This is a genomic window from Sinomonas atrocyanea (assembly GCF_030812675.1).
GTDB classification, from domain to species: domain Bacteria; phylum Actinomycetota; class Actinomycetes; order Actinomycetales; family Micrococcaceae; genus Sinomonas; species Sinomonas atrocyanea_B.
Genome location: NZ_JAUSTE010000012.1, coordinates 58,631 through 81,747 on the forward strand (window position 1 = coordinate 58,631; position 23,117 = coordinate 81,747).

The 23,117-nt window shown below is 73.6% G+C and carries 23 protein-coding genes; 12 read left to right on the forward strand and 11 right to left on the reverse strand.

Annotated features, from left to right (window positions below; genetic code table 11):
- Positions 1-10: 10 nt before the first annotated feature.
- Positions 11-748 carry a polyprenol monophosphomannose synthase gene (locus J2W20_RS15640; protein WP_307007686.1) on the forward strand — a complete coding sequence of 246 codons (738 nt, stop codon included), beginning with the start codon at positions 11-13 and terminating at the stop codon, positions 746-748.
- Positions 749-863: 115 nt separating this feature from the next.
- On the opposite strand, the gene J2W20_RS15645 is transcribed toward J2W20_RS15640, so the two are convergent.
- From J2W20_RS15645 to yczR, 4 genes are all read right to left on the reverse strand, one after another.
- The gene (locus J2W20_RS15645; protein WP_307007688.1) at positions 864-1,199 is read right to left on the reverse strand and encodes an RNA polymerase-binding protein RbpA; all 336 of its coding nucleotides are present in this window, start codon (positions 1,197-1,199) and stop codon (positions 864-866) included.
- 148 nt (positions 1,200-1,347) lie between these two features.
- A complete protein-coding gene (locus tag J2W20_RS15650) occupies positions 1,348-2,502 on the reverse strand; it encodes an SPFH domain-containing protein (protein WP_307007690.1) in 1,155 nt (384 codons plus the stop codon).
- A gap of 30 nt (positions 2,503-2,532) precedes the next feature.
- Positions 2,533-2,997: an NfeD family protein gene (locus tag J2W20_RS15655; RefSeq protein WP_307007692.1), complete on the reverse strand. Its 465-nt coding sequence runs from the start codon at positions 2,995-2,997 to the stop codon at positions 2,533-2,535.
- 113 nt (positions 2,998-3,110) lie between these two features.
- A complete protein-coding gene (gene yczR, locus J2W20_RS15660; RefSeq protein ID WP_307007694.1) occupies positions 3,111-4,508 on the reverse strand; it encodes a MocR-like transcription factor YczR in 1,398 nt (465 codons plus the stop codon).
- Between the two features lie 61 nt (positions 4,509-4,569).
- Here yczR and yczE point away from each other — a divergent pair, with 61 nt between their 5' ends.
- Entirely contained in the window at positions 4,570-5,259 is a 690-nt protein-coding gene (gene yczE, locus J2W20_RS15665; RefSeq protein WP_307007696.1) for a membrane protein YczE, read from the forward strand.
- Here the strand turns inward: yczE and J2W20_RS15670 are convergent.
- Positions 5,237-6,085, reverse strand: coding sequence for a methyltransferase domain-containing protein (locus J2W20_RS15670; RefSeq protein WP_307007698.1), 849 nt, complete (start codon positions 6,083-6,085; stop codon positions 5,237-5,239). The two genes, yczE and J2W20_RS15670, sit on opposite strands and share 23 nt — an antisense overlap.
- Positions 6,086-6,127: 42 nt before the next feature.
- Here J2W20_RS15670 and J2W20_RS15675 point away from each other — a divergent pair, with 42 nt between their 5' ends.
- Positions 6,128-8,149, forward strand: coding sequence for a S9 family peptidase (locus tag J2W20_RS15675; RefSeq protein WP_307007700.1), 2,022 nt, complete (start codon positions 6,128-6,130; stop codon positions 8,147-8,149).
- 8 nt (positions 8,150-8,157) lie between these two features.
- Here the strand turns inward: J2W20_RS15675 and J2W20_RS15680 are convergent, their stop codons facing one another.
- From J2W20_RS15680 to J2W20_RS15690, 3 genes are read right to left on the reverse strand one after another with little or no spacing between them, the layout of a single operon-like run.
- Complete coding sequence (locus J2W20_RS15680; RefSeq protein WP_307007702.1) at positions 8,158-8,838, reverse strand: peptide deformylase; 681 nt, start codon at positions 8,836-8,838, stop codon at positions 8,158-8,160.
- A gap of 28 nt (positions 8,839-8,866) precedes the next feature.
- Positions 8,867-9,721, reverse strand: a complete 855-nt coding sequence (locus J2W20_RS15685) for a hypothetical protein (protein WP_307007704.1) — start codon at positions 9,719-9,721, stop codon at positions 8,867-8,869.
- 18 nt (positions 9,722-9,739) lie between these two features.
- A complete protein-coding gene (locus J2W20_RS15690; protein WP_307007705.1) occupies positions 9,740-10,627 on the reverse strand; it encodes a LysR family transcriptional regulator in 888 nt (295 codons plus the stop codon).
- Between the two features lie 90 nt (positions 10,628-10,717).
- Here J2W20_RS15690 and J2W20_RS15695 point away from each other — a divergent pair, with 90 nt between their 5' ends.
- The 7 genes from J2W20_RS15695 to J2W20_RS15725 all read left to right on the forward strand — a co-directional run bounded on the left by J2W20_RS15695 (position 10,718) and on the right by J2W20_RS15725 (position 19,016).
- Positions 10,718-12,217, forward strand: coding sequence for an arylsulfotransferase family protein (locus J2W20_RS15695; RefSeq protein WP_307007707.1), 1,500 nt, complete (start codon positions 10,718-10,720; stop codon positions 12,215-12,217).
- A 58-nt stretch (positions 12,218-12,275) separates the two neighbouring features.
- Complete coding sequence (locus J2W20_RS15700; RefSeq protein ID WP_307007709.1) at positions 12,276-13,229, forward strand: DMT family transporter; 954 nt, start codon at positions 12,276-12,278, stop codon at positions 13,227-13,229.
- Between the two features lie 2 nt (positions 13,230-13,231).
- On the forward strand, positions 13,232-14,257 hold the full coding sequence (locus J2W20_RS15705) for a PHP domain-containing protein (RefSeq protein WP_307007710.1): 1,026 nt from the start codon (positions 13,232-13,234) through the stop codon (positions 14,255-14,257).
- A gap of 69 nt (positions 14,258-14,326) precedes the next feature.
- Positions 14,327-15,124, forward strand: coding sequence for an SDR family oxidoreductase (locus tag J2W20_RS15710; RefSeq protein ID WP_307007711.1), 798 nt, complete (start codon positions 14,327-14,329; stop codon positions 15,122-15,124).
- Between the two features lie 134 nt (positions 15,125-15,258).
- Positions 15,259-15,435, forward strand: coding sequence for a hypothetical protein (locus J2W20_RS15715; protein WP_169803067.1), 177 nt, complete (start codon positions 15,259-15,261; stop codon positions 15,433-15,435).
- Positions 15,436-15,554: 119 nt separating this feature from the next.
- A complete protein-coding gene (locus J2W20_RS15720; RefSeq protein WP_307007714.1) occupies positions 15,555-16,610 on the forward strand; it encodes an LCP family protein in 1,056 nt (351 codons plus the stop codon).
- Between the two features lie 36 nt (positions 16,611-16,646).
- Positions 16,647-19,016 (forward strand): excinuclease ABC subunit UvrA, encoded by a 2,370-nt coding sequence (locus tag J2W20_RS15725; protein WP_307007715.1) that lies wholly within the window; start codon positions 16,647-16,649, stop codon positions 19,014-19,016.
- Positions 19,017-19,026: 10 nt separating this feature from the next.
- Here J2W20_RS15725 and J2W20_RS15730 read toward each other — a convergent pair whose 3' ends face one another.
- Positions 19,027-19,305 (reverse strand): DUF2277 domain-containing protein, encoded by a 279-nt coding sequence (locus J2W20_RS15730; RefSeq protein ID WP_307007717.1) that lies wholly within the window; start codon positions 19,303-19,305, stop codon positions 19,027-19,029.
- 149 nt (positions 19,306-19,454) lie between these two features.
- Here J2W20_RS15730 and J2W20_RS15735 point away from each other — a divergent pair, with 149 nt between their 5' ends.
- Both J2W20_RS15735 and J2W20_RS15740 read left to right on the forward strand, forming a co-directional pair.
- The gene (locus J2W20_RS15735) at positions 19,455-19,616 is read left to right on the forward strand and encodes a DUF4236 domain-containing protein (protein ID WP_307007719.1); all 162 of its coding nucleotides are present in this window, start codon (positions 19,455-19,457) and stop codon (positions 19,614-19,616) included.
- Between the two features lie 103 nt (positions 19,617-19,719).
- Positions 19,720-21,024: a cytochrome P450 family protein gene (locus tag J2W20_RS15740; RefSeq protein ID WP_307007720.1), complete on the forward strand. Its 1,305-nt coding sequence runs from the start codon at positions 19,720-19,722 to the stop codon at positions 21,022-21,024.
- Positions 21,025-21,407: 383 nt separating this feature from the next.
- Here the strand turns inward: J2W20_RS15740 and J2W20_RS15745 are convergent, their stop codons facing one another.
- Both J2W20_RS15745 and J2W20_RS15750 read right to left on the reverse strand, forming a co-directional pair.
- Positions 21,408-22,640: an RNA polymerase sigma factor gene (locus J2W20_RS15745; protein WP_307007723.1), complete on the reverse strand. Its 1,233-nt coding sequence runs from the start codon at positions 22,638-22,640 to the stop codon at positions 21,408-21,410.
- The gene (locus tag J2W20_RS15750; protein ID WP_307007725.1) at positions 22,633-22,998 is read right to left on the reverse strand and encodes a YciI family protein; all 366 of its coding nucleotides are present in this window, start codon (positions 22,996-22,998) and stop codon (positions 22,633-22,635) included. Before J2W20_RS15750 ends, J2W20_RS15745 begins: the two co-directional genes overlap by 8 nt.
- Positions 22,999-23,117: the final 119 nt, after the last annotated feature.

Here is a 23,117-nt window from a genome sequence, read left to right on the forward strand (position 1 = left end):
GGCCCACTTCGTGCGCATCCTGACGATCATTCCGACGTACAACGAGCTCGATTCGCTGCCCAGAACCCTGGGCCGGCTGCGGGCGGCCGTTCCGGCGTCGGACGTCCTCGTCGCGGACGACAACAGCCCCGACGGCACCGGCGCCCTCGCCGACCGGATCGCGGCCGAGGATCCCCAGGTGCACGTCATGCACCGCCGCGGCAAGGAGGGCCTCGGCGCGGCCTACATCGCCGGGTTCCGCTGGGCCCTCGAGCGCGACTACGACGTCATCGTGGAGATGGACGCGGACGGCTCGCACCAGCCGGAGCAGCTCCCGGCGCTCCTGTCCGCCGTCGAGGACGGCGCCGACCTCGTCATCGGCTCGCGGTGGGTGCGCGGCGGGTCCGTGGTGAACTGGCCCTTCTACCGCCAGCTCATCTCCCGCACCGGCAGCACCTACGCCCGCCTCATGCTCGGCCTCGGGCTGCGCGACATCACGGCGGGGTACCGCGCCTTCCGGCGCACCACACTCGAGAAGCTGGACTTCGACTCGATCGAGTCGAAGGGCTACGGATTCCAGGTCGACCTCGCCTGGCGCGTGGCCAGGATGGGCCTCTCTGTGGTCGAGGTGCCCGTGACCTTCGTGGAGCGTGAGCTCGGCAGCTCTAAGATGAGCGGCAACATCGTCGTCGAGGCCATGATCAACGTGACCCGCTGGGGCCTGAGGGAGCGGTGGTCCCAGCTCACCCGCCGCAGCCGGCAGGGCTAGGCACTTCGCGGCAGCACGCAGACACAGGAGGAGGGCGAGAACCTGAACGGTTCCCGCCCTCCTCCTGTGTGGCGTGTGCGCGGCCCTCGCCGCGCCCGCGGTGACGGCGCGGGCCTCAGGCCCCGCGCTTGCTCCGCAGGAGCTCGAGGCGGTCCGCCAGGATCTGCTCGAGCTCGGGGATCGAACGGCGCTCGAGGAGCATGTCCCAGTGCGTGCGGACAGCCTTCTCGTTCGTGTCAGTGGGACGCTCTCCGTCGACCAGGAACGCCTCCTTGCCGGTCTTGGAGGTCCAGACCGGGGGGATCTCCGCCTCGGACGAGAACGTGACGAACACCTGCTCGCCGTCCTCGCAGCGGTACTCGACGCGCTGGCGCGGCGCCGGCTCGACGCCCGCCTCCGTCTCCATAGACTGTGCACCCAGGCGCATGCCGCGCAGGCTGCGGTCGCTCATCTCTTCTCCCTCGCGTTCTGCCGGACCTGGAGGGGCCCGACCCCTATGCCAACGCGTGCCGGGGCAGCGGTGTTCCCACCCACCGGTCTGCACGCTCTCTTGACCGACCTCCCATTATAGGCGAGTCCCGGACGCGGCGGCCGCCACGCTAGTGCTGGGACCCGTCCTCGCCGGGGACCGGCCCGGGCTCCACGGGGCCGACCGGGTCGCCCTCGAGCGCCCCGAGCCCCCGGTGGACACCGTGGCGGAGGATCCCCTCGGCCTCGGCGTCCAGCTCCGAAGGCTTGGCGGCCTCCTCCTCGAAGGCCCGGGCATCTTCCTCGAGCCGGTCGACGGACTCCTCGGGCGAGGCGCCGACGGACTCCTCGGGCGTGGCGCCGACGGCCGCCGCGGGCCGCGCCGGCTCGGAGCCCCCTGCCTGGGACACGTTTCCGAGCACCCCTCCGATGCCCTTGAGGGCCTCGCCGATCTCGCTGGGGATGATCCACAGCTTGTTCGACCCGCCCTCGGCGATCTTCGGCAGGGTCTGGAGGTACTGGTAGGCGAGGAGCTTCTGGTCCGGGTTGCCCTGGTGGATCGCGTCGAAGACCTTCTGGATCGCCTGGGCCTCGCCGTCGGCCTTGAGCACTGCGGCCTTGGCCTGGCCCTCGGCCTTGAGGATCTGGGACTGCCGCTCGCCCTCGGCGGTGAGGATGGCCGACTGCTTGGTGCCCTCCGCGGTGAGGATGGCTGCGCGACGGTCGCGCTCGGCGCGCATCTGCTTCTCCATCGAGTCCTGGATCGAGTGCGGCGGCTCGATGGCCTTGAGCTCCACGCGGGAGACCCGCAGCCCCCAGCGGCCGGTGGCCTCGTCGAGCACACCGCGCAGCTGGCCGTTGATCTGGTCGCGGGAGGTGAGCGCCTCCTCGAGGTTGAGGCCGCCGACGACGTTGCGGAGCGTCGTGATGGTGAGCTGCTCGACCGCCTGGATGTAGTTCGCGATCTCGTACGTCGCCGCGCGCGGGTCCGTCACCTGGAAGTAGACCACGGTGTCGATCGAGACGACGAGGTTGTCCGAGGTGATGACCGGCTGCGGGGGGAAGGACACGACCTGCTCGCGGAGGTCGAGCAGCGGCAGCAGCCTGTCGACGAACGGGATGAGGAGGGTCAGGCCCGGATTGAGCGTGCGCTGGTACTTCCCGAGCCGCTCGACGACGCCGGCCCGTGCCTGCGGGATGATCCGCACAGAGCGGCCGAGCACCGTGCCCACGAACAGGATGACGACGATGACGACCACGAGCAGAAGGATGCTTCCGGCGTCCATGGTGTTCCCCCTTGACTGGTAGTGGTGTGCCTAGCTTCGGCAGGGCGACGTGGTGCCGCTGGGGGCCACGACGGCGGTGGCGCCGTCGATCGCGACGACCTTGACGACGTCGCCCGGGAGGAACTCGCCGCGCTCGGCGCGGGCCGTCCAGACGTCGCCGCCGATCTTGACCAGCCCGCGGGCGGAGTCGACGGGCTCGACCACGGTGGCCGGAGCGCCGACGAGGCGGTCGACGTTGGTGCGGACATCCTCGATGGAGGGGCGCATGTGCTTGACGGCGACGGGACGGACGAACGCGATCATGGCCACGGACACGGCCGCGAAGACCAGTCCCTGGAGCCAGGCGGGGCCGCCGAGGAGCGCTGTGACCAGGGCGGCGAGCGCGCCGCCGGAGAGCATGACGAACACGAGGCTCAGACTGAGCATCTCGATGCCCCCCAGCACGAGCGCGAGCACGAGCCACACCATCCAGGCGTTGTGTTCGAACCAGTCCATCCGCCCCTCCTCGCGCACGCCCCTGTGCTCCCACACTAGCCCAGCCCACCCGGCCCGGGGCCGTCCGGCCGGTTGCGGTTCGGCAACCGCGCGCCAGGCCGGCGGCAGGATGGTCAGACCGCCACGAGGGACGGCCTCGCCGGGCCCACGGAGGCGTCCGAGGCAGCGGCCCTGATCGCAGCGACGGCCTGCCGCAGCTCCTCGGGTGACGCCGTGAAGGGCAGGCGCAGGCGCTGCTCGAAGGCGCCGTCCATCCCGAACCGGGGTCCGGCGGTCAGGGCCACGCCCCGGGCGCGGGCCGCGACGACGAGCCGCGACGAGGACAGCGGGGTGCAGTCCGCCCACACGGACATGCCGCCCTCGGGCGCGGTCCATGTCCAGCCGGGGAAGTGTTCGGCGAGCGCCCCGGCCAGGGCGGCCAGGCCCTCGCCGAGCCGCTGGCGCCGCTCGGCCACGAGGACGTCCTGGTGCTCGAGCAGCTCGGCCGCGACAAGCTGCTCGAGCACCGGCGTGCCGAGGTCCAGGCTGGTCCTGGCCTGGGCAAGCCGGGCCACCATGGCCCGCGGGGCCCGGATCCAGCCCACCCGCAGGCCGCCCCAGGCGAGCTTGGCGAGTCCACCGAGCGTGACCGAGGCCGGGGCGAAGGCGGCGAGCGGCGGCAGTGGCCCGCGGCTGATGTCCAGCAGGGCCGTCGTCTCGTCGGCGACGAGGACCGTGCGGTGCCGCTCGGCCAGCCGGGCGAGCTGCTCGCGCCCGGTCGGGCTGAGGCTCGCGCCGGTGGGGTTGTGGAAGTCGGGCATGGTGTATGCGAGCGCCGGCGAGGCTGCCCGGAAGGCGGCGGCCGCTGCCTCGAGGTCCCACCCGCCGGGCGTGACGGGCAGCGCCACGAGCCGCGCCCGCGCGGCCTGGAGCGTGTCCATCGCGTGCGGGTAGGTGGGTTGCTCGACCGCTGCGCGGTCGCCGGGGGAGAGGAGGGTGCGGGCCACGAGGGAGATGGCGTGCTGGACCCCGGTGGTGACCATCACCTGGTCCGGGTCGGTGGGGACGCCTCGTGCGGCATAGTGCTCGGCGATCGCGATGCGCAGCCGCGGCAGCCCGATGACCTCGTAGCCGGAGCGGGCCAGCTCCGGGCCGAGCGCGTCCGCGGCGCGGCGGACGCAGTCCCCCACCGGGCTCGCTGCGGGCATCGTTGCCTTGGTCAGGTCCAGCACGCCGGCCTCGTCCGGTGCGGCGCCCGCGGGACGATCGGGGAGGACGACGTAGCTTCCGGAGCCGCGGACGCTGCGCAGGCAGCCGAGCTCGCGCAGCAGGCCGTAGGCGCCGGCCACCGTGGTGCGGGACATCCCGAGCGCCGCCGCGAGCTCCCGTTCGGCCGGCAGCCGGACGCCGTCGGGGAGCCGGCCGTCGACGGCGAGGAGCCGGAGCCTCTCAGCGAGCTCTGAATAGAGGGGCCCGTGGCCCGGCAGGGCTCCCAGCATCCGCCCGAGCCTCTGGGGTGTGACCGTGACCATAAGGCCACGCTACCGGAATTGGCACTGTCGGATGATGCCAATACTCCGGGAGAGTGGTCCCGTGAAAGCCTTTCTCGACAGCCGCCGCCTGCCCGTCCGGCTCGTCCGGCTCTACGTGGGGCTTGCAGCGTACGGCGTGGCCATCGCCCTCCTCCTGCGCTCGGGCCTCGGATCCTCCCCCTGGGATGTCCTCTCCCAGGGCGTGGCGCGCAGCGTCGGCCTCAGCTTCGGGATGACCACGGTGGCGGTCAGCGTCCTCGTGCTCGCCGCATGGATCCCGCTGAGGCAGCGGCCGGGCTGGGGGACGCTCTCGAACACCCTGCTCATCGGCGTGTTCGCCGACCTCGGCCTGGCATGGATCCCCGCACCGGCGGACGGGGCGCTCCACCTCCTCTGGCAGTCCGCGGCCCTCGTGGGGGGCCTCGTGCTGCTCGCCCTCGCCTCTGCCCTCTACATCGGCGCGAGGCTCGGCCCGGGCCCGCGCGACGGCCTCATGACCGGGCTCGTGGCCCGCACGGGCCGCCCCGTGTGGCTGGTGCGCTGCGCGATCGAGCTGACGGTGGTGCTGGCCGGATGGCTTCTGGGAGGGACGGTCGGGATCGGCACGGCCGTGTTCGCCTTCGGGATCGGTCCGCTCATCCAGGCCGCCATGCGCCTCCTGCGGGTGGACCTCGGGCCGCACCCGCGCCGGGTCCGGGAGGCCGGCCGCGTCCCCGACGGCCAGGGGATCAGCGGCGCCGCAGCACGCTGAGCTCGACGGCCGCCGTGGCGGCCAGATCCTCTGCCCCGGCGAGCCGCTCGAGCTCGGCGCGCTCCGTGTGGTGGCCGGCCGGGCCCATCTGGGCCAGGTCCGCCGCCGAGGCCGGGCTGAGGACGAGCTCGAAGGACAGCTGCGTGCGCGAGACGGGCTCGTAGTCCCCGGCGGCGGCCAGTTCCAAGGCCTCGGCCTTGCCCTCCGGCACGTCCAGGAGGGGCAGTCTGGCCCGGAGCTCGGCGAGGTGCTGGGGAAGGGGCGTCACGGCCACGAGGAGGCCCCCGGGCCGGGTGACGCGTGCGAACTCCGGGAGGTTCCGCGGGGCGAAGACGTCGAGCACGGCGTCGACGGCGCCCGCGGCCACGGGAAGCGGCTTCCACAGGTCCCAGACGAGCGCTGCGGCCCGCTCCAGCCGCGCAGCACGCCTCAGGGCCTGCGGGGAGAGGTCGAGCGCGATGGCCCGCGCGCGCCGGGGACCGCCGGCGGCCAGCCTCCCGAGCACCGCATCCAGGTAGTATCCGGTCCCGGCACCGGCGTCGAGGACCGCGGCGTCCTCCGGCAGCGCGGAGCACGCGCCTGCCAGCGCCTCGGCGATCGGGGCATAGTGGCCCGTTCGGAGGAAGGCCCCCCTCGCGGCGACCATGTCCGCCGTGTCCGGCGTGGAGCGGCTCGGGCGCCCCGTGAGGAGGTTGACGTAGCCGTGCCGCGAGGCGTCGTAGCGGTGCCCCTCGGCGCAGACCAGCGCCCTGGCGCCGCTGGCCGCCGCGTCCCAGTCGGCGCCGCAGTGCGGGCAGATCAGCAGGTCCAGGGCGTCGGCGAGCATGCCTCCCATCGTATCGGGGCCACACTGCGTAGGATTCGGCGCATGCTCCCTGCGCACCTCGACCTCGTCCGCTCGCTGTCCGCCCCTTCCGTGCACCCTGCCGCCGGCCACTGCGCCGTCGCGGTGGCCCGGCCCGACTTCCGCGCCGACGCCGCGGTGGGCCAGCTCTGGGAGGTCCCCCTGCACAGCGGCGCCGCCCGGCTGCTCACCCGGGGCTTCCGCGACACCGCGCCGCAGTACTCGCCGGACGGCCTCGTCCTGGGGTTCCTGCGCGCCGCACCCGCAGGCCGGCCGCAGCTGGCGATCGTGGACGCCCACGGGGGCGAGCCGCGCATCCTCACGGACGCCCCGCTCGGCGTGGCGCAGTTCGCCTTCTCCCCGGATGGCACCCGGATCGCCTACACGGCGCGCGTTCCCGAGCCCGGCCGCTACGGCTCCACCGACGGCGTGGCGGCAGGCGCCGAGGACCCCAGGCTCATCCGCGACCTGAACTACCGCATGAACGGCGTGGGCTACACCGGCGACCAGCGCACGCGCCTGTTCATCCTCGACGTCCCCGCCCTCGACGCGGAGCCCTTCGTGGCCGCGCGCGGGCGGGCCGCGGCAGAGGAGGGCGCCAAGGAGCAGGGCCCCGCCGCCGGCGAGGGCGGCGCACAGAAGGGGCTCCCCGAGGCCCGCCAGCTCACGGACGGCAGCGTGGACCACAGCGAGCCGCGCTTCAGCGCAGACGGCGCCTGGGTCTACACCGTGTCCGGCTTCGACCCCGCCGCCGTCGACACCCTGGGCAGCCGGGCGGTCCGCACCCCCGTCACCGGCGGCGCGAGCGAGGCCCTCGACCTCGGAACCCCGGACGCCGCTTCGGTCGACCTGGCCGCGGAGGCCCCCGACGGCTCTGGCGTGTTCGTCCTGGCCTCGTCGCTCGGCGAGTCCGGGGCCGACTTCGTGGGACGCGCGACCCACTTGTTCTGGCACACCCCGGCCGACGGCGCGACGGTCCGCCTCTCCGCGGAGGGAGACGACCTCGGCGAGGCCGCGGGGGCCCTGCAGGTCACCTCGGACGGACGGGCCCTCGTCCTCGCCCGCGCGCGAGGGACCGTCCAGCTGACCGCCTTCGCTCCCGACGGCGCCCGCGAGCAGCTGACGTCGGGCCCGCTCGTGGTGACCGGCGCGGGGGAGGCGCGCGGCGCCGTCGTCCTCGCAGCGGCCGACGCCGACGGGCCGGGCGAGCTCTACCGGCTCACCGAGGACGGGGGGATGGAGCAGCTGACCGACGTCAACGCGCCCCTGCGTGCGGCGGCGCCGCCGCGCGCGCCCCGGGAGTTCACGGGCACGAGCGCGGACGGGAGCGAGGTGCACGGCTGGGTGGTGCTCCCCGAGGGGGACGGGCCGCACCCGACCCTGCTCATGATCCACGGCGGCCCCTTCGCGCAGTACACCGGCGCCTGGTTCGACGAGGCCCAGGTCTACGCGGGCGCCGGGTACGCCGTGGTGATGTGCAATCCGCGCGGGGCCGCCGGCTACGGCGAGGAGCACGCGCGCGCCATCCGCGGACGCATGGGCACGCTGGACCTCGAGGATGTCCTGGGCTTCCTCGACGCCGCGCTCGCCGCCTTCCCCCGGCTCGACGCGGGACGGCTCGGCATCCTCGGCGGCTCCTACGGCGGCTACCTCACCGCCTGGACGATCGCGCACGACCACCGGTTCAAGGCCGCCGTGGTCGAGCGGGGCTTCCTCGACCCGGTCAGCTTCGTGGGCTCGAGCGACATCGGGTGGTTCTTCCCGGGCGAGTACACCGGGTGGGACCCGGCGGCCATGACGGCGCAGAGCCCCATGGCCCGAGTCGGCGACGTCCGTACGCCGACCCTCGTGGTGCACTCCGAGGAGGACTGGCGGTGCCCCATCGAGCAGGCCCAGCGGTACTACGCGGCCCTCCGGCTCGGCGGTGTCGACGCGGAGCTGCTGGTGTTCCCGGGCGAGAACCACGAGCTCTCCCGCGCAGGCACCCCCCACCACCGCAGGGCGCGGTTCGAGCACATCCTGCGCTGGTTCGCGCAGTACCTCTAGCGCCCGGGCTAGGCCGAGAAGCCGAGGGCCCGGGCGGCCCGCTCCGGGGTCGGCTGGGCCCAGCGGGCCGTGTACTCCTCGTTGGCGCACAGCGACCGGGGCTCCGCGCGGTCGAGGTAGAGGGTCCCGGCGAGGTGGTCCGTCTCATGCTGGACGATGCGGGCCTGCCAGCCCGTGAAGTCCGCCGAGCGGGCGCTGCCGTCCGGCGCGGTCCACTGCGCCCGGACGGCGGTGGCCCTGCGCACCACGGCGGTGTAGCCGCGCACCGAGAGGCAGCCCTCGTAGAAGCCTGCACGCCCGTCCCCGAGCGGCGCGTAGGCCGGATTGAGCATGGCGACGAAGGGCAGTGGCACGCGGTCGCGGGCGCGCGCCGACTCCTCGTCGGCGGCCCACGTGTCCTCCAGGACCGCAAGGCGCAGCGGGAGCCCGATCTGCGGTGCGGCGAGCCCCACGCCCGGTGCCGCGTGCATGGTGCGGCGCATGAGGAGGACCAGCGCGTCCAGGAGCTCGGCGTCGAGCTGGCCCTCGAAGGGCACGGCCCGGGTCCGCAGGACGGGGTGGCCCGCCTGCACGATCGGTGGGAGGCCGTCCGCGGCCACGAGCTCGGCGGCCGCCTCGGCGAGGCGGCCCGCGGTCCAGTCGCTCTCCGGGGCCCCGGCGCGGTGGTGGGCTGACGATGGGGTGCTCATGGGCCAAGCCTAGGCGGGGCGGGGGGCGCTAGCCCGCCGGCCAGCCGCAGGCCCGGGCGACGAAGCGGTAGAGGGCCGCCCGCAGCGCCGGCGAGGCCGCGACCTTCACCACGCCGGCCGCCTCTCCGACCTCGAGCCCGACGGGGATGAGGGTGCCGACCTTGTCTTCGGCCACCGCGTGCGGATCGCAGCGGGCCGGCCGCACCACGAGCGCGATCCTCGCCCGCGGCGCCAGGACGAGCGCGCGCGGCCACGGCCGCTCAGGATCCTCGCCGAGGAGCGGGGTGCCCTCCACCGAGGTGAGGACGGTCCGAGGCGGCACGCCGGATGGGCCGGCCGGTGGGTCTGCGACGAGTGTCAGGATGGCGGTCCTGGCCGTGGTGCCTGCACCGAGCGCGTCCTCGAGCCGCAGCCGGACCGCGCGGGCGGCCTCCTGGGCGAAGCACTGGTCTCCATGGAGCCGGGCCAGCACCCCGTGCGGGTCGGCCGCGGCCACCGTGCGCTCCGTGCCGTCGGCGAGCCGGACGCGGAGGGAGGGTGCGGCGTCGGACGCCCCCGCGCCGCAGCGGGGCGCCGCGAGCGCGGCGGGAAGGCTCAGGGTCTGGCCGGCGGCGAGCTCCGCGGAGCCGGCCCACGCCGTGCCGTCGGCGAACCGGGGATCGGCGAGCTCGGCCCCGACCACGGTGAGCGGGGCGGCGCCGGTGTCGGTGAGCTGGATGACGATGGAACCCGCGGCGTACTCGTCACGGAACTGGTCGACGGCGGCGGCCACCGGTGCCTCCGTCGCCGGCGCGGCAGGGGGAGCCGCGGGCGAGCAGCCTGCGGCGCACACGAGCGCTGCGAGCGCGCACAGCGTCCGGGTGGCCGCGATTGACCGGGGCATGCCCCCAGCGTACGTCCGCTAGTGCCGCCCCACGACGACGCGCAGGAAGTCCCCGGCGGCCGGATCGAGCGGCCCCGACGCCCGCCATACCGCGCGCAGCACGCGGCCGAGCTTGAGGCCGGGCGTGGCCACCTCGACGAGGCGCCCGCCCCGCAGCGCGGCCTGCACCGCGAGCCGGCTGACCACCCCGGGCCCCAGCCCCGCCGCGACGCTTGCCGCCAACGCCGCGTTGCTGCCGACCTCGAACCGTTCCCCGGAACCGTGCGGGGCGAGCACCAGATCGGTGATCTGGCGCGTCCCCGATCCGGGCTCCCGCACCACGAGCCCCGCCGAGGCGACCCCGGCCGGGGACACCTCGCCGTCGGCCGCCCACGGATGGTCCGGGCGCACGACGACGACCAGCTCGTCCCGCCCCACGTCCAGGTACCGGAAGCCCGTCTGCACCGTCGGGCCCTCCACGAAGCCGAGGTCGGCAGCTCCGGAGCGGAGGCGGTCGAACACCTCGTCCGAGTTCCCGACGTCGAGCGTGGTGCTCACCCCGCGCAGCCGCTGCTGGGCCGCGGCCAGCCACCCCGGCATCAGGTGCTCGGCCACCGTGAGCGACGCGCACAGGTGCAGGGTCCCGCGGCCGCCCTCGAGCGCGCCGACCGCCCGGCCCACGTTCTCCGCGGCGCCGACGACCTCGGCGGCCAGCCCCGCGACCACCCGGCCCCGATCCGTCAGCTGCGTCCCCCGGGGAGTGCGCCGTGCGAGCGGGAACCCGGCCTCGCGTTCCATCTGCTCGAGCAGGCGCGAGGCGTTGGGCTGGGCCATTCCGATCAGGCGCGCGGCGCCGCCGATGCTGCCCTCCTCGGCGAGCGCCGCGAGGAACCTGTAGTGCCGCAGCTCCCAATCGCGCACAGACATATCGCCAGCATATGGTGCCAGGTCCGGCGCTCAGCTGGGACACAGCCGGGAACCCTATGGCGCACAGGCGCCGATTCCTAGACTGGACGCATGATCAGGGTCAGCCGCCGCCACTTCCTCCAGGGCGCCGGGATCGCCGTCGCCGGTGCATTCGCCGGGGCGGGCGTGGCCCGGTCGAGCATCTTCCCCCTCCCGCCGACCGCCGCGGCGGCCGCGCCCACGCCCAGCCCGTCGACCTCCGCGGGAGCCGGACTCCCGGACCGGACCTTCACCACCACCAAGCTGACCGCTCCCAGAGTGAGCATCTGGACCTCGGCCGCCACGGCCCCGGGTCTGCTGTTCACCGGGCCGATGGGGCACGGGACGAACGGCCTCATCATGGACAACTCCGGGGCGCCGGTCTGGATGGAGCCCACCGGCGCCGGCGTCACGGACCTGCGCGTGCAGACGTACAAGGGCAACCCGGTCCTCACCTACTGGTCGGGCAAGGGGATCGGCGGCCACGGCGAGGGGGTGGGGATCATCAAGGACACGGGCTACACGACGATCGCTCAGGTCTCCGCCGGCGGCGGGCTCAAGGCGGACCTCCACGAGTTCACGCTCACCTCGGCCGGAACCGCCCTGCTGACCTCGTACCCCACGGTGCAGGCCGACCTCACCCCGCTCGGCGGCCCCGCAGCGGGCTACATGTACGACTGCCACGTCCAGGAGGTCGACGTCGCGAGCGGAGCCGTGCTCTTCGACTGGACGGCTTCCCAGCACGTCGGCCTCACGGAGTCCTTCGTCAAGCCCGCCGACGACCCCACGGCCAACGGGGCGAGCGCCGCGACGGCCTTCGACCCGTTCCACGTCAACTCGGTCGACCGCCGTGCGGACGGGTACCTCGTCTCAGCCCGCCACACCCACGCCGCCTACCTCGTCGGCCCGGACGGCTCGGTGCGGTGGCGGCTGGGCGGGGCCCGGAACGACTTCTCGATCCCCGATGCTGCGGCGTTCGCCTGGCAGCACGACGTCCGCCAGCGGCCCGGCGGCCTCATCAGCATGTTCGACAACCACTACAAGGACGGCACCACCGGGACCTCCCGCGGCCTCATCCTCGCCGTCGACGAGCGTGCCCGGAAGGTCACCCTCCGGCTAGCCCTCGAGCGCGGAGGCCACCGCGGCAACGCCATGGGAAACGTCCAGTTCCTCGACAACGGCCACTACCTCGTCGGGTGGGGATCGGACCCTGCCGCCACCGAGTTCACGGCCGACGGCACGCCTGTCGCCGAGGCCACGGGGATCGGCGGCGGGTGCTACCGGGCCTACCGCCACGTCTGGTCCGCGACGCCGACGACGCCGCCCGACGTTGCCGTCGTGACGGGGAACGGCTCCTCCATGCAGGCCTACGCCAGCTGGAACGGCGCGACCGAGGTGGCGAGCTGGAGGTTCCTCACGGGGAGCAGCCCGCAGACGCTCAGCGAGGCCGCCGTCGTGAAGAAGCGCGGCTTCGAGACCAACGCGGCCGTCGCCGCGGCGGCGCACCTCGCGGTCCAGGCCCTCGACGCGAAGGGCACCGTCCTGGCGACATCCGCGGTCATCGCGGCGTAGCGTGGGGGCCACGGGCCCTCCGCTCCGGGAGCGGCCCCGCCCGAACGGAAGGTGCGAGGTGAGCCGTGCACGCCGCGACGCTGCGCTCGGCGTCGCCTGCGTGCTCGGTGCATCCGTGCTGTGGGGCACCACCGGCACGGCGTCCGCGCTCGCCCCGTCCGTGACGCCGCTCGCCGTGGGCGCGGCGTCCATGGGGTTCGGCGGCCTCCTGCTCGCCGCGACCGCCCACCGGCAGCTTGCCCGGCACCGGCGCACGCTGGTCCGCTCCTGGCCCGCCATCGCGGCGGGAGGAGCGGCGGTGCTCGCCTACGCGCTCACCTTCTACTCCTCGATGCGCCTCGCCGGCGTCGCGGTCGGCGCCGCCGTGTCGATCGGCGGCGCCCCCGTCGCCGCCGCGCTGCTCGAGCGCCTCGTCGACGGGCGGCCCCTCTCCGGCCGGTGGGCCGCCGGGGCGGCCGCCGGGATCAGCGGCGCGGTGCTCCTGTGCCTCTCCCGGGCAGCAGGCAGCGCGCCCGGGGCGCACGGAGCAGCCCAGACGCTGGCGGGGGTCGCGCTGGGAGCCGCGGCCGCGGCGTCGTACGCCCTCTACTCGTTCACGTGCCATCGGCTGATCCGGGCCGGCATCGGCTCCCGTGCCGCCGTGGGGGCCACGTTCGCCCTCGCGGCGCTGGGGCTGCTCGTGGTGCTCGCCTTCACCGGCGGGGCCTTCCTCGCCTCCTGGGGCAATGTCGCCGTGGGCGCCTACCTCGCCGTCGTGCCGATGTTCCTGGGCTACCTGCTGTTCGGCTGGGGCCTGGCCCGCGTCCCGGCCAGCGTCGCCACCACGGCGTCCCTGGCCGAGCCGGTGGTCGCCGCCGTCCTCGCCGTCGCGGTGGTGGGGGAGCGGCTGCCGCCCGCGGGCTGGGCGGGGATGGCGCTGATCGTGGCGGGCCTCGCCGTGCTCACTGTGCCCGTCCCCGCGCTGGCGGGGCGGCGTCGTGTATCCGCGGACGCGCCGAGAGTGGAGGGATAGCAATGGACCCCGTCGAGGCGCTCCGCGAGATCGCGTTCTGGCTCGAGCGAGAGCAGGCCGAGACCTACCGGGTCAGGGCCTTCCGATCGGCCGCCGGCATCGTGGCCGCCATGCCGGCGGACGAGGTGGCCTCGCGCGCACGTGGCGGCAGCCTGCGGCGGGTCAAGGGGATCGGCGAGCGCACCTATACCGTGATCCGCGAGGCGGTCGACGGCGGGGTCCCCGCCTACCTCGGCGAGCTCAGGGAGCGGGCGGCCGCGCCCCTGGCCGAGGGCGGCGAGGGGATCCGCGGGCAGCTGCGCGGCGACCTGCACGCGCACTCCGACTGGTCCGACGGCGGCTCCCCGCTGGCCGAGATGGCCGAGGCAGCCCGCTGGCTCGGCCGCGAGTACCAGGCCCTCACCGACCATTCGCCGAGCCTGACCATCGCGCACGGGCTCGACGCCGAACGGCTCCGTCGGCAGATCGACGCCGTGGCCGAGGCGAACGCGTCACCCGACGTGGAAGGATTCCGGCTGCTCACCGGCATCGAGGTGGACATCCTCGAGGACGGCGCCCTGGACCAGACGCCGGAGCTGCTCGGCCGCCTCGACGTCGTGGTCGCGAGCGTGCACTCCAAACTCCGCTCGGAGTCCGGCCCGATGACGCGGCGCATGCTCGCCGCGGTCGAGGACCCCCACACGGACGTGCTCGGCCACTGCACGGGCCGCCTGCTGCGCGGAGGCCGCGGCCCGCGCCCGGAGTCCCAGTTCGACGCCGAGCGGGTGTTCGCCGCGTGCGCCGAGGCGGGCGTCGCCGTCGAGATCAACTCCCGTCCCGAGCGGCAGGATCCCCCCGACCGGCTCATCCAGACCGCGCTCGACGCCGGCTGCCTCTTCAGCATCGACAGCGACGCCCACGCGCCGGGCCAGCTGGACTTCCTCCAGTACGGCGCCGCGCGCGCCGAGGCGAACGGAGTCCCGGCCGAGAGGATCGTCACGACGTGGCCGCTCGAGGACCTGCTCGACTGGACCGGCAGGCGGCGCTGACCGCCGCTGCGGTTTGGCGCCCCCGCCCGCGGGTAGGCGACGGGCATGCCGACCAGCAGGAGGAACATCATGCCCTTCGAACCGCGCACCGCCATCGTCACCGGCTCGGACTCCGGGATCGGCCGCGCCACCGCCGTCGCGCTCGCCGAGGCGGGGCTCGACGTCGGCATCACCTGGCACACTGACCGGGACGGCGCCGCGCGCACCGCCGACGCCGTCCGCGCGGCCGGCCGGCGCGCCGTCGTCGAGCAGCTCGACGCCTCAGACGCCCCGCGCTGCGCGGACACCGTGGACACGCTCGCGGACCAGCTCGGGCGGCTCGACGTCTTCGTCAACAACGCGGGCACGGGGGCCAACGTGCCCTTCCTCGAGATGGACTACGGGCGCTGGCGCGGGATCGTCGCGACCGACCTCGACGGACCCTTCATATGCCTCCAGCGCGCCGCACGCCGGATGGTCGCCCAGGGCGCCGGGGGGCGCCTGATCGCGGTCACGAGCGTGCACGAGCACCAGCCGCGCGTGGGGTCCTCCGCCTACGACGCCGCCAAGCACGGCCTCGGCGGCCTCATCAAGACCATGGCGCTCGAGCTCGGGGCCGAGGGGATCACCGCCAACTCCGTGGCCCCGGGGGAGATCGCCACGCCGATGACGGGGCAGGAGGACGAGGACCCGCGCACGGTCCACCGCCCGGGCGTGCCGCTCGGCCGGCCCGGCGACGCCCGCGAGGTCGCGGCCGTCATAGCGTTCCTCGCCTCGCCCGCGTCCGCCTACGTGACGGGAGCCTCGTGGACGGTCGACGGCGGGATGCTGCAGATGGGCCCGCAGGCGGGGTCCCACCTCAGCGACGACGCCTGGCGCAAGGGGTAGACCGGTCTGCATCTGGGGTGTTGGGTGCATCACAGAAGGACCGCCTCTGCGTACCGGTCTAGCTATGATGGCGGGGCAGGCTCAACGAGGAGGCTGCCAGGGCCACCCCTGATACCAGAGAAGGCATTCAGCGCATGACTTTCGACTCTCATTCCGTGACCCTCAAGATCTGGGACCCCTCGACCGTCGACCACACGCTCGAGGAGGCCATCTCGCACGTGTCCACACTCGCCGGGGCGCACCGCGACCACGTCAAGGTCAGCCGCAGCGGTCCGGACGTCTTCACCGTCCATGTCGGGGACCTCGCCTGAGCGAAGCCCCTCGGAGGATCTGACCGGGGCGCCGTTCCAGCACAGCTGGGGCGGCGCCTCCCGCATGTCGGGGCCAATGGCACTTCCGCGGCCGGCCGCCCGGGGGAGACGGTGGGGGCATGGCCGGAGCCGGCACCGGAGGCGACCACGGCGCACGACGGCGCCGGGCCCGCTCGCGCGTGCTGCTCGCCGCCGCGGCGCTCCTCGTACTGGTCGGCTCGGCCGTCGGCTGGTTCGCGCTCACCCGTCCGCCGGGTACGGGGCCCGGTGCGTCCCCCACCGCCTCGATGCGCCCCACAGCGAGCGCCAGCGCGACGGCTGCCGCCTCGCTGCCCGACCTGGGCCCTGGCGCCCTGAACATCCTGCTCATCGGCAGCGACATCCGCGGCAGCGCCCGGGACGCCCTCGCGCGCCAGGCCGCCTCCGGCGGCACCGCCGACCAGCGGGCCGACATGATGATGCTCCTGCACGTCCAGGCTGACCACCGCCGGCTGTTTGGGATCTCGATCATGCGCGATACGTGGGTGACGGTGCCCGGGCACGGGGAATCCAAGATCAACGCGAGCCTCGCCCTCGGCGGGCCGTCGCTCGCCGCCGCGACCGTCGGCTCGATCCTCTCGGTCCACATCGACCACTGGGCCCTGCTGGACTTCGACGGCTTCACGGCGATCACGGACGCACTCGGCGGGGTCGACGTCGACGTGCCGGTCGCGTTCACCGCGACGTTCGGCACCCACCACGCCTTCACGCGCGGCGTCAACCACCTCGACGGCCGGGCGGCCCTCGAGTTCGTGCGCGAGCGCTACGCCTTCCCCGACGGCGACTACCAGCGCGTGCGCGACCAGCAGGCCTTCGTCCGCTCCGTCATCGCCGAGCTCCTCGCCCAGGGGCGCGTGGGGAACCCCGCCGGGGTGCTCGCCCTGATCGGGCTCGCCGGCCCGCACCTCGTCACGGACCCGGGACTCGGGGCAGACGGCCTGGCCGTTCTCGCGTTCGGGCTGCGGCACGTGGATCCGTCGTCGGACGTCTTCTTCACGCTGCCGACGTCCGGCACGGGCACCTCACCTGACGGGCAGTCCATCGTGATCGCGGACCGGGCCGGAATGGCCGCCGTGGCAGCGGCGCTCGCCACCGACAGCCTCGGGCAGTACGCCGCCCTCCACGGCCTCTCCTAGCCGGTTCCCGGCCCGGCTCCCGCCTACACTGGCCCCATGCACGCTGCCGATTCCCACGACGTGATCCGTGTCCAGGGTGCGCGCGAGAACAATCTCAAGGACGTGAGCCTCGAGCTGCCCAAGCGCCGGCTCACCGTCTTCACCGGGGTCTCCGGCTCCGGCAAGAGCTCGCTCGTGTTCGCGACCATCGCTGCCGAGTCGCAGCGCATGATCAACGAGACGTACTCCACCTTCGTCCAGGGGTTCATGCCCACCATGGCGCGCCCCGACGTCGACCTCCTCGAAGGGCTCACCACCGCGATCATCGTCGACCAGGAGCGCCTGGGCGCCAACGTGCGCTCCACAGTCGGCACCGTGACCGACGCCAACGCGATGCTGCGCATGCTCTTCAGCCGGCTGGGCGAACCGCACATCGGCTCTCCGCAGGCGTTCTCGTTCAATGTCCCGTCGGTGAGCGGCGCCGGGGCGATCAGGACGGCCACCGGCCGCACCGAGAAGCGCTCCTTCACGGTGGTCGGCGGGATGTGCCCGCGCTGCGAGGGCACGGGCCAGGTCAGCGACTTCGACCTGTCCGCCCTGTACGACGGCACCAAGTCGCTCGCCGGCGGTGCACTCAAGGTCCCCGGCTACAGCATGGACGGGTGGTACGGGCGCATCTTCGCCGGGTCCGGGTACTTCGACATGGACAAGCCGGTCGGGCAGTTCACCGAGAAGGAGCTCGACGACCTGCTCCGCCGCGAGCCGACCAAGATCAAGGTCGAGGGCATCAACCTCACCTACGAGGGCCTCATCCCGAAGATCCAGAAGTCGATGCTGTCGAAGGACCCCGAATCGATGCAGCCCCATATCCGGGCCTTCGTCGAGCGGGCGATCACCTTCCAGGCGTGCCCCGAGTGCGGCGGCACCCGCCTCGCCGAGGGCGCGCGCTCGTCGAAGATCAGGGGCATCAGCATCGCCGACGCCTGCGCCCTGCAGATCACGGACCTCGCCGCGTGGGTCCGCGCGCTCGAGGAGCCGTCCGTGGCACCGCTGCTGAAGGGCCTGCAGCACCTGCTCGACTCCTTCGTGGACATCGGGCTCGGCTACCTCTCGCTGGACCGTCCCTCGGGGACCCTTTCGGGCGGTGAGGCCCAACGGACCAAGATGATCCGCCACCTCGGCTCCTCGCTCACGGACGTCACCTATGTCTTCGACGAGCCGACCATCGGCCTCCATCCCCATGACATCCAGCGCATGAACGAACTGCTTCTCCAGCTGCGCGACAAGGGGAACACCGTCCTCGTCGTCGAGCACAAGCCCGAGGCGATCGAGATCGCGGACCATGTGGTGGACCTCGGGCCCGGTGCCGGCGCCGGCGGCGGGGAGGTCTGCTTCGAGGGGACGGTCGAGGCGCTGCGGGGGAGCGGCACCCGCACCGGCAGGCACCTCGACGACAGGGCGCGCACCAAGGACGCCCTGCGGTCCCCGAAGGGCCGCCTCGAGGTCCGCGGCGCCTCGACGCACAACCTGAAGGACGTCGACGTCGACATCCCGCTCGGCGTGCTGACCGTCGTCACGGGCGTCGCGGGCTCAGGCAAGAGCTCGCTCATCCACGGCTCAGTGGCGCCGGCCGAGGGCGTCGTCACCATCGACCAGAGCGCGATCAAGGGCTCGCGGCGCAGCAACCCGGCCACCTACACGGGCCTGCTCGAGCCGATCCGGAAGGCCTTCGCGAAGGCCAACGGCGTCAAGCCCGCACTCTTCAGCGCGAACTCCGAGGGTGCCTGCCCGGTGTGCAACGGCGCCGGGGTGATCTACACCGAGCTGGGCTTCATGGACACGGTCAGCACGCCGTGCGAGGAGTGCGAGGGCAAGCGCTACCAGCCGGCCGTGCTCGAGTTCACGCTGGGCGGCCGGGACATCGCCGAGGTGCTGGCCATGTCGGTCGAGGACGCCGAGCAGTTCTTCTCCGCGGGGGAGTCCGCGATCCCCGCCGCGCACCGGATCCTGGCGCGGATGGCGGACGTCGGGCTCGGGTACCTCTCGCTCGGGCAGCCGCTCACCACGCTCTCGGGCGGCGAACGGCAGCGGCTCAAGCTCGCCGCGCAGATGGGGGAGAAGGGCACGGTCTACGTCCTCGACGAGCCCACCACCGGCCTGCACCTGGCCGACGTCGAGCAGCTCCTCGGCCTGCTCGACCGCCTCGTGGACGCCGGCAAGTCGGTGATCGTGATCGAGCACCATCAGGCGGTCATGGCGCACGCGGACTGGATCATCGATCTCGGACCGGGTGCCGGGCACGACGGCGGCCGGGTCGTCTTCGAGGGCACCCCGGCCGACCTCGTGGCGAGCCGGTCGACCCTGACGGGGGAGTACCTCGCCAGATATGTCGGGGCGCAGCCCGCGGGCCGGGTGGCCGGGCGGTAGGCGTCCTCGGCTAGGCCGTCGCGTACCGCCCGGAGCGCTCGGCCCGGGCGCGTGCCTTGGCCGCTTCCTCGTCGCGGTTCTTCGGCGGGGTCGTGGCCACCAGATCGTCGAGCAGGTGCGCGGTGATGTGCGCGATCTCGGCGACGGCGTGATCGAACGCGTCCTGGTTGGCCTTGGAAGGCTTCGTGGTGCCCGCGATCTTGCGCACGTACTGCAGGGCCGCTGCGTGGACCTCCTCCGAGGTGGCCGCAGGCTCGAAGTTGTGGAGGGTGTGGATGTTCCGGCACATGCCTCGACGATACGCGGCAGGGCCGCCTGGGTCACTGGTGCACAGACGCCCGGGTGCCGTGTCCGTCGGCTGTTCTGTCGGTCCGGTGCGGGACACTGGCGGCAGGCGATGGACTCGTCGCCGGGGGAGCACCGAGGAAGGCACAGACCATGGGATTCATCTTCCGCAGGACCGCGAAGCTCGGGAAGAACACGCGGCTGAACATCTCCAAGAGCGGGGCCTCGGTCAGCCGGCGGATCGGCCCGGTGACGGTCAACAGCCGCGGCAGGATCAGGATCAGGCTCGGCAAGGGCCTGTCCTGGAGGCTGTGACTGGCCAGACGGGCGTGCGCGGGACCTTCTTCGGCCCTACTCGTCCACCCGGCGCGGCGGTGCGCTGGCAGGGCAATCCCTGCACGCGGAAGGACTGGTCATCATGGGCGACGCAGCGGTACCGGATGCCTTCGCGCCGGAGGACGGCCGGCTTGGTCTGGGGGACCCCGACTTCCCCCAGCACGCCTTCGAGCGCTACGCGGCCCTGCGCGCCGCCTGCCCTGTCCACCGTGCGCTGCTCGCAGACAGCACGCTCGGGTCGGTGCCGGCGCCCCTCCGCGATCGCCCGCTCTGGGCGGTGACCGGATACGACGCCGCGGTGGCCGCGCTGGTCGACGAACGCCTCAGCGTGGATCCACACACCGGGTTCACCGCTGAGGACCTCGCGGCGATGCCTGGCGGGAACGAGCCCGAGACGCGCGTGCTCCTGCGCACCATGCTCTCGGTGGACCCGCCTGAACACACCAGGCTGCGCAAGCTGGTGCAGCCGAGCTTCACCGCGCGGGCGATCGCGGCGTGGGCGCCGCGGATCCAGCAGATCGCCGACCGCCTCCTCGACGCCGCCGAGGCGGGGGCCGCAGCCCGTGGCGAGGCCGCTCCCCGGCGGGGGCTCGAACTCGTGTCCGCCTACGCGTATCCGCTTCCCATTGCGGTGATCTTCGAGCTCCTGGGCATCCCGGAATCGGACCGTTCCCGCGTCCACGGGTGGACCGAGGATCTGTTCCGCTCGGGCCTGGAGCCCGACGGGCGCATGGCCGCCGGCATGCGTGCGTTCGCCGCCTACGGCCGGGAGCTTGTCGCCGCCAAGACGGCCGCACCGGGGGAGGACCTGCTCACACAGCTGGTGCACGCCGCCCAGGACGGCGACAGCCTGGACCAGGACGAGCTGGTGGCGATGATCTTCCTGCTGATCCTTGCCGGGCATGTCACCACGGTGAACCTGATCGCCTCCGCCGCGTACGCCCTGCTCACCCATCCGGATCAGCGGGCCCTGCTGGCGGACGACCCCGACCTCGTTGACGGCGCGATCGAGGAGACGCTGCGATGCTGGGGGCCGGCCGAACTTGCCAGCGAGCGGTACGCCCTCGAAGACCTCGAGCTGAGCGGGATCGACGTCCGGCGCGGCGATCTGGTGCTGCCGATCCTCGCAGCCGCCGACCGGGATCCGGCGCGGTTCGCCGACCCCGACCGGTTCGACCTTGCCCGCCCGGATGCCCGTCGCCACCTGGCGTTCGGCAAGGGGGTGCACGCCTGCCTCGGCGCGCCGTTGGCCCGGCTCGAGGGCCGGATCGCCGTGGGGACATTGTTCAGGCGCTGCCCGGATCTCCGGCTCGCAGTCCCTGCCGAGCAGATCCGCCAGAGAGCCATGCCCTTGCGCGGAATCGATGCTCTGCCGCTGACGTACTGAAACCCATGAACTCGAGCAGCGATGGGCTCGCCAGCCTGCGCTGCACACGCCGGGAATCCTCGGCCGGCGCGGCATCGCTCCTCTTTCGCCCATCGCGCGCCGATAATCGACATTATGTCAACTAATGGCTCGGAGGGCTGCCGAGCGCACCGGCTGCATCGTTCCGCCGCTTCCCCGATGCTCCGCGGCGTCGGGCCGCGCCCGGCCGCCCCCGGGACCCCCGTCGGAGCGCAGCCCTGAAAACCCGGAAATCGGCGAGAGGTACCTCTCGCGGTTTTGTGGCCCCGCGCGGGCGGCGCGTTCTTCGGGGCCCGTCGATTATGTCAACTGCGCCGGAATCAGCCGGTGGGAGTTCGTGTTCGATTCGCACGGCGGAGACCGCCTCAGATCCGGCCGTCACGTCCGGTGAGCCGACGGCCCCGCGCCTCGAGATAGGCCCTCTCCCCTGCGCCCGGCGCCAGCCGCGCAGCCTGGGCGAACTCGGCGGCCGCCTCGGCGTCACGGCCCGTCCTCGCGAGGAGGTCGGCTCGCACGGCGTGGAACACGTGGTATCCCGTGAGGCCGAGCCCGTCGACGAGCGCCAGGGCGACCGCCGGGCCCTCGGCCTCGGCGACCGCGACCGCCCGGTTGAGCGCGACGACCGGCCCCGGCGCCACCTCGGCGAGCAGGTCGTACAGCCTCACGATCCGGTGCCAGTCGGTGGCCTCGGCCGATCCGGCCACGGCATGAACCGCCTGGATGGCCGCCTGGAGCTGGTACTGCCCGAGCCGTCCGCGCCCGAGGCACTCCCGCACGAGCGCCCTGCCCTCGCCGATGAGCGCAGCGTCCCAGAGCGACCGGTCCTGCTCCGCGAGCGGGACGAGGACGCCTCCCGGCCCGGAGCGCGCCATCCGCCGCGACTCGGACAGCAGCAGCAGCGCGAGCAGCCCGACGGCCTCCGGTTCGCCCGGGAGGAGCCGGACCAGCACGCGGGCGAGCCGCACCGCTTCGGAGCACAGCCCGGCCCGAGCGGGCGGCTCCCCCAGCCCGGCCGAGTACCCCTCGTTGTAGATGAGGTAGATCACAGCGAGGACCCCCGAGAGCCGCTCGGGCAGCTCCTGGGCCGGCGGCAGCCGGTACGGGATGCGCGCGTCGCGGATCTTGGCCTTCGCGCGCGAGATCCGCTGGGCGAGCGTCGCCTCGGGGACCAGGAACGCGGCGGCGATCTGCGCCGTTGTGAGTCCGCCGATGATCCTCAGGGCGAGGGCCACCCTGGCCGGCATGGCCAGGGCCTGGTGGCAGCACACGAACAGCAGCGCGAGCCGGTCGTCGCCGAAGGGCTCCGAGCGGGGCGCGTCGTCGGCGAGGGCTGCCGCCGCGGCCTCCCTGCCTCCCCGGGTCACTTCCCGACGGAAGCGGTCGACGGCGCGGCGCCGCGCCGCCGTGATGATCCACGCGCCGGGGTGCTCGGGCGTGCCGTCGGCTGGCCAGCGCTCGGCGGCCGCGGCGAAGGCCTCCTGCACCGCGTCCTCCGCGAGGCCGAGGTCGCCCGTGGTGCGCACGAGCACGGAGACCGCCCTGCCGTACTCCTCCCGGAACACGGCAGCGACGGCCCCGCCGTCCCCTGCCTCAGCCACCCGTGCTCGGCGCAGGGACGCCGGCGAAGGGACGGACCTCGATCGGCAGGCCCGTGATCTCGGCGAATCGGCGCCCCCAGGCCAGGGCCGCGTCCAGGTCGGGGGCCTCGATGATGTCGAAGCCGCCCATGTGCTCCTTGCCCTCGAGGTAGGGCCCATCGGTGACGAGCACCTCTCCCCCCTCCGCGCGCAGCACCGTCGCGGACGACGCGTCGGCGAGCCCGTTCCCGTAGACGTAGGCCCCCGCCGCCTTGAGGTCCTCGGTCAGCTGCCCGAGCCTGGCCATAATGGGCGCGAGGAATTCGGGCGGCGGCACAACGCCGTCGGGCTGGTACATGCTGATCAGGTACTGGGTCATGGCTCCTCGCCTCCTGTCGTAGGGGCCCGTGCGGCCCCTCAGCTACTGGACGAACGGCCGGGGCGGATTTCGACACCGCGGGCCGAAGAGGCGTCCGGTGAGGTTTCCCGCCCAGCTGC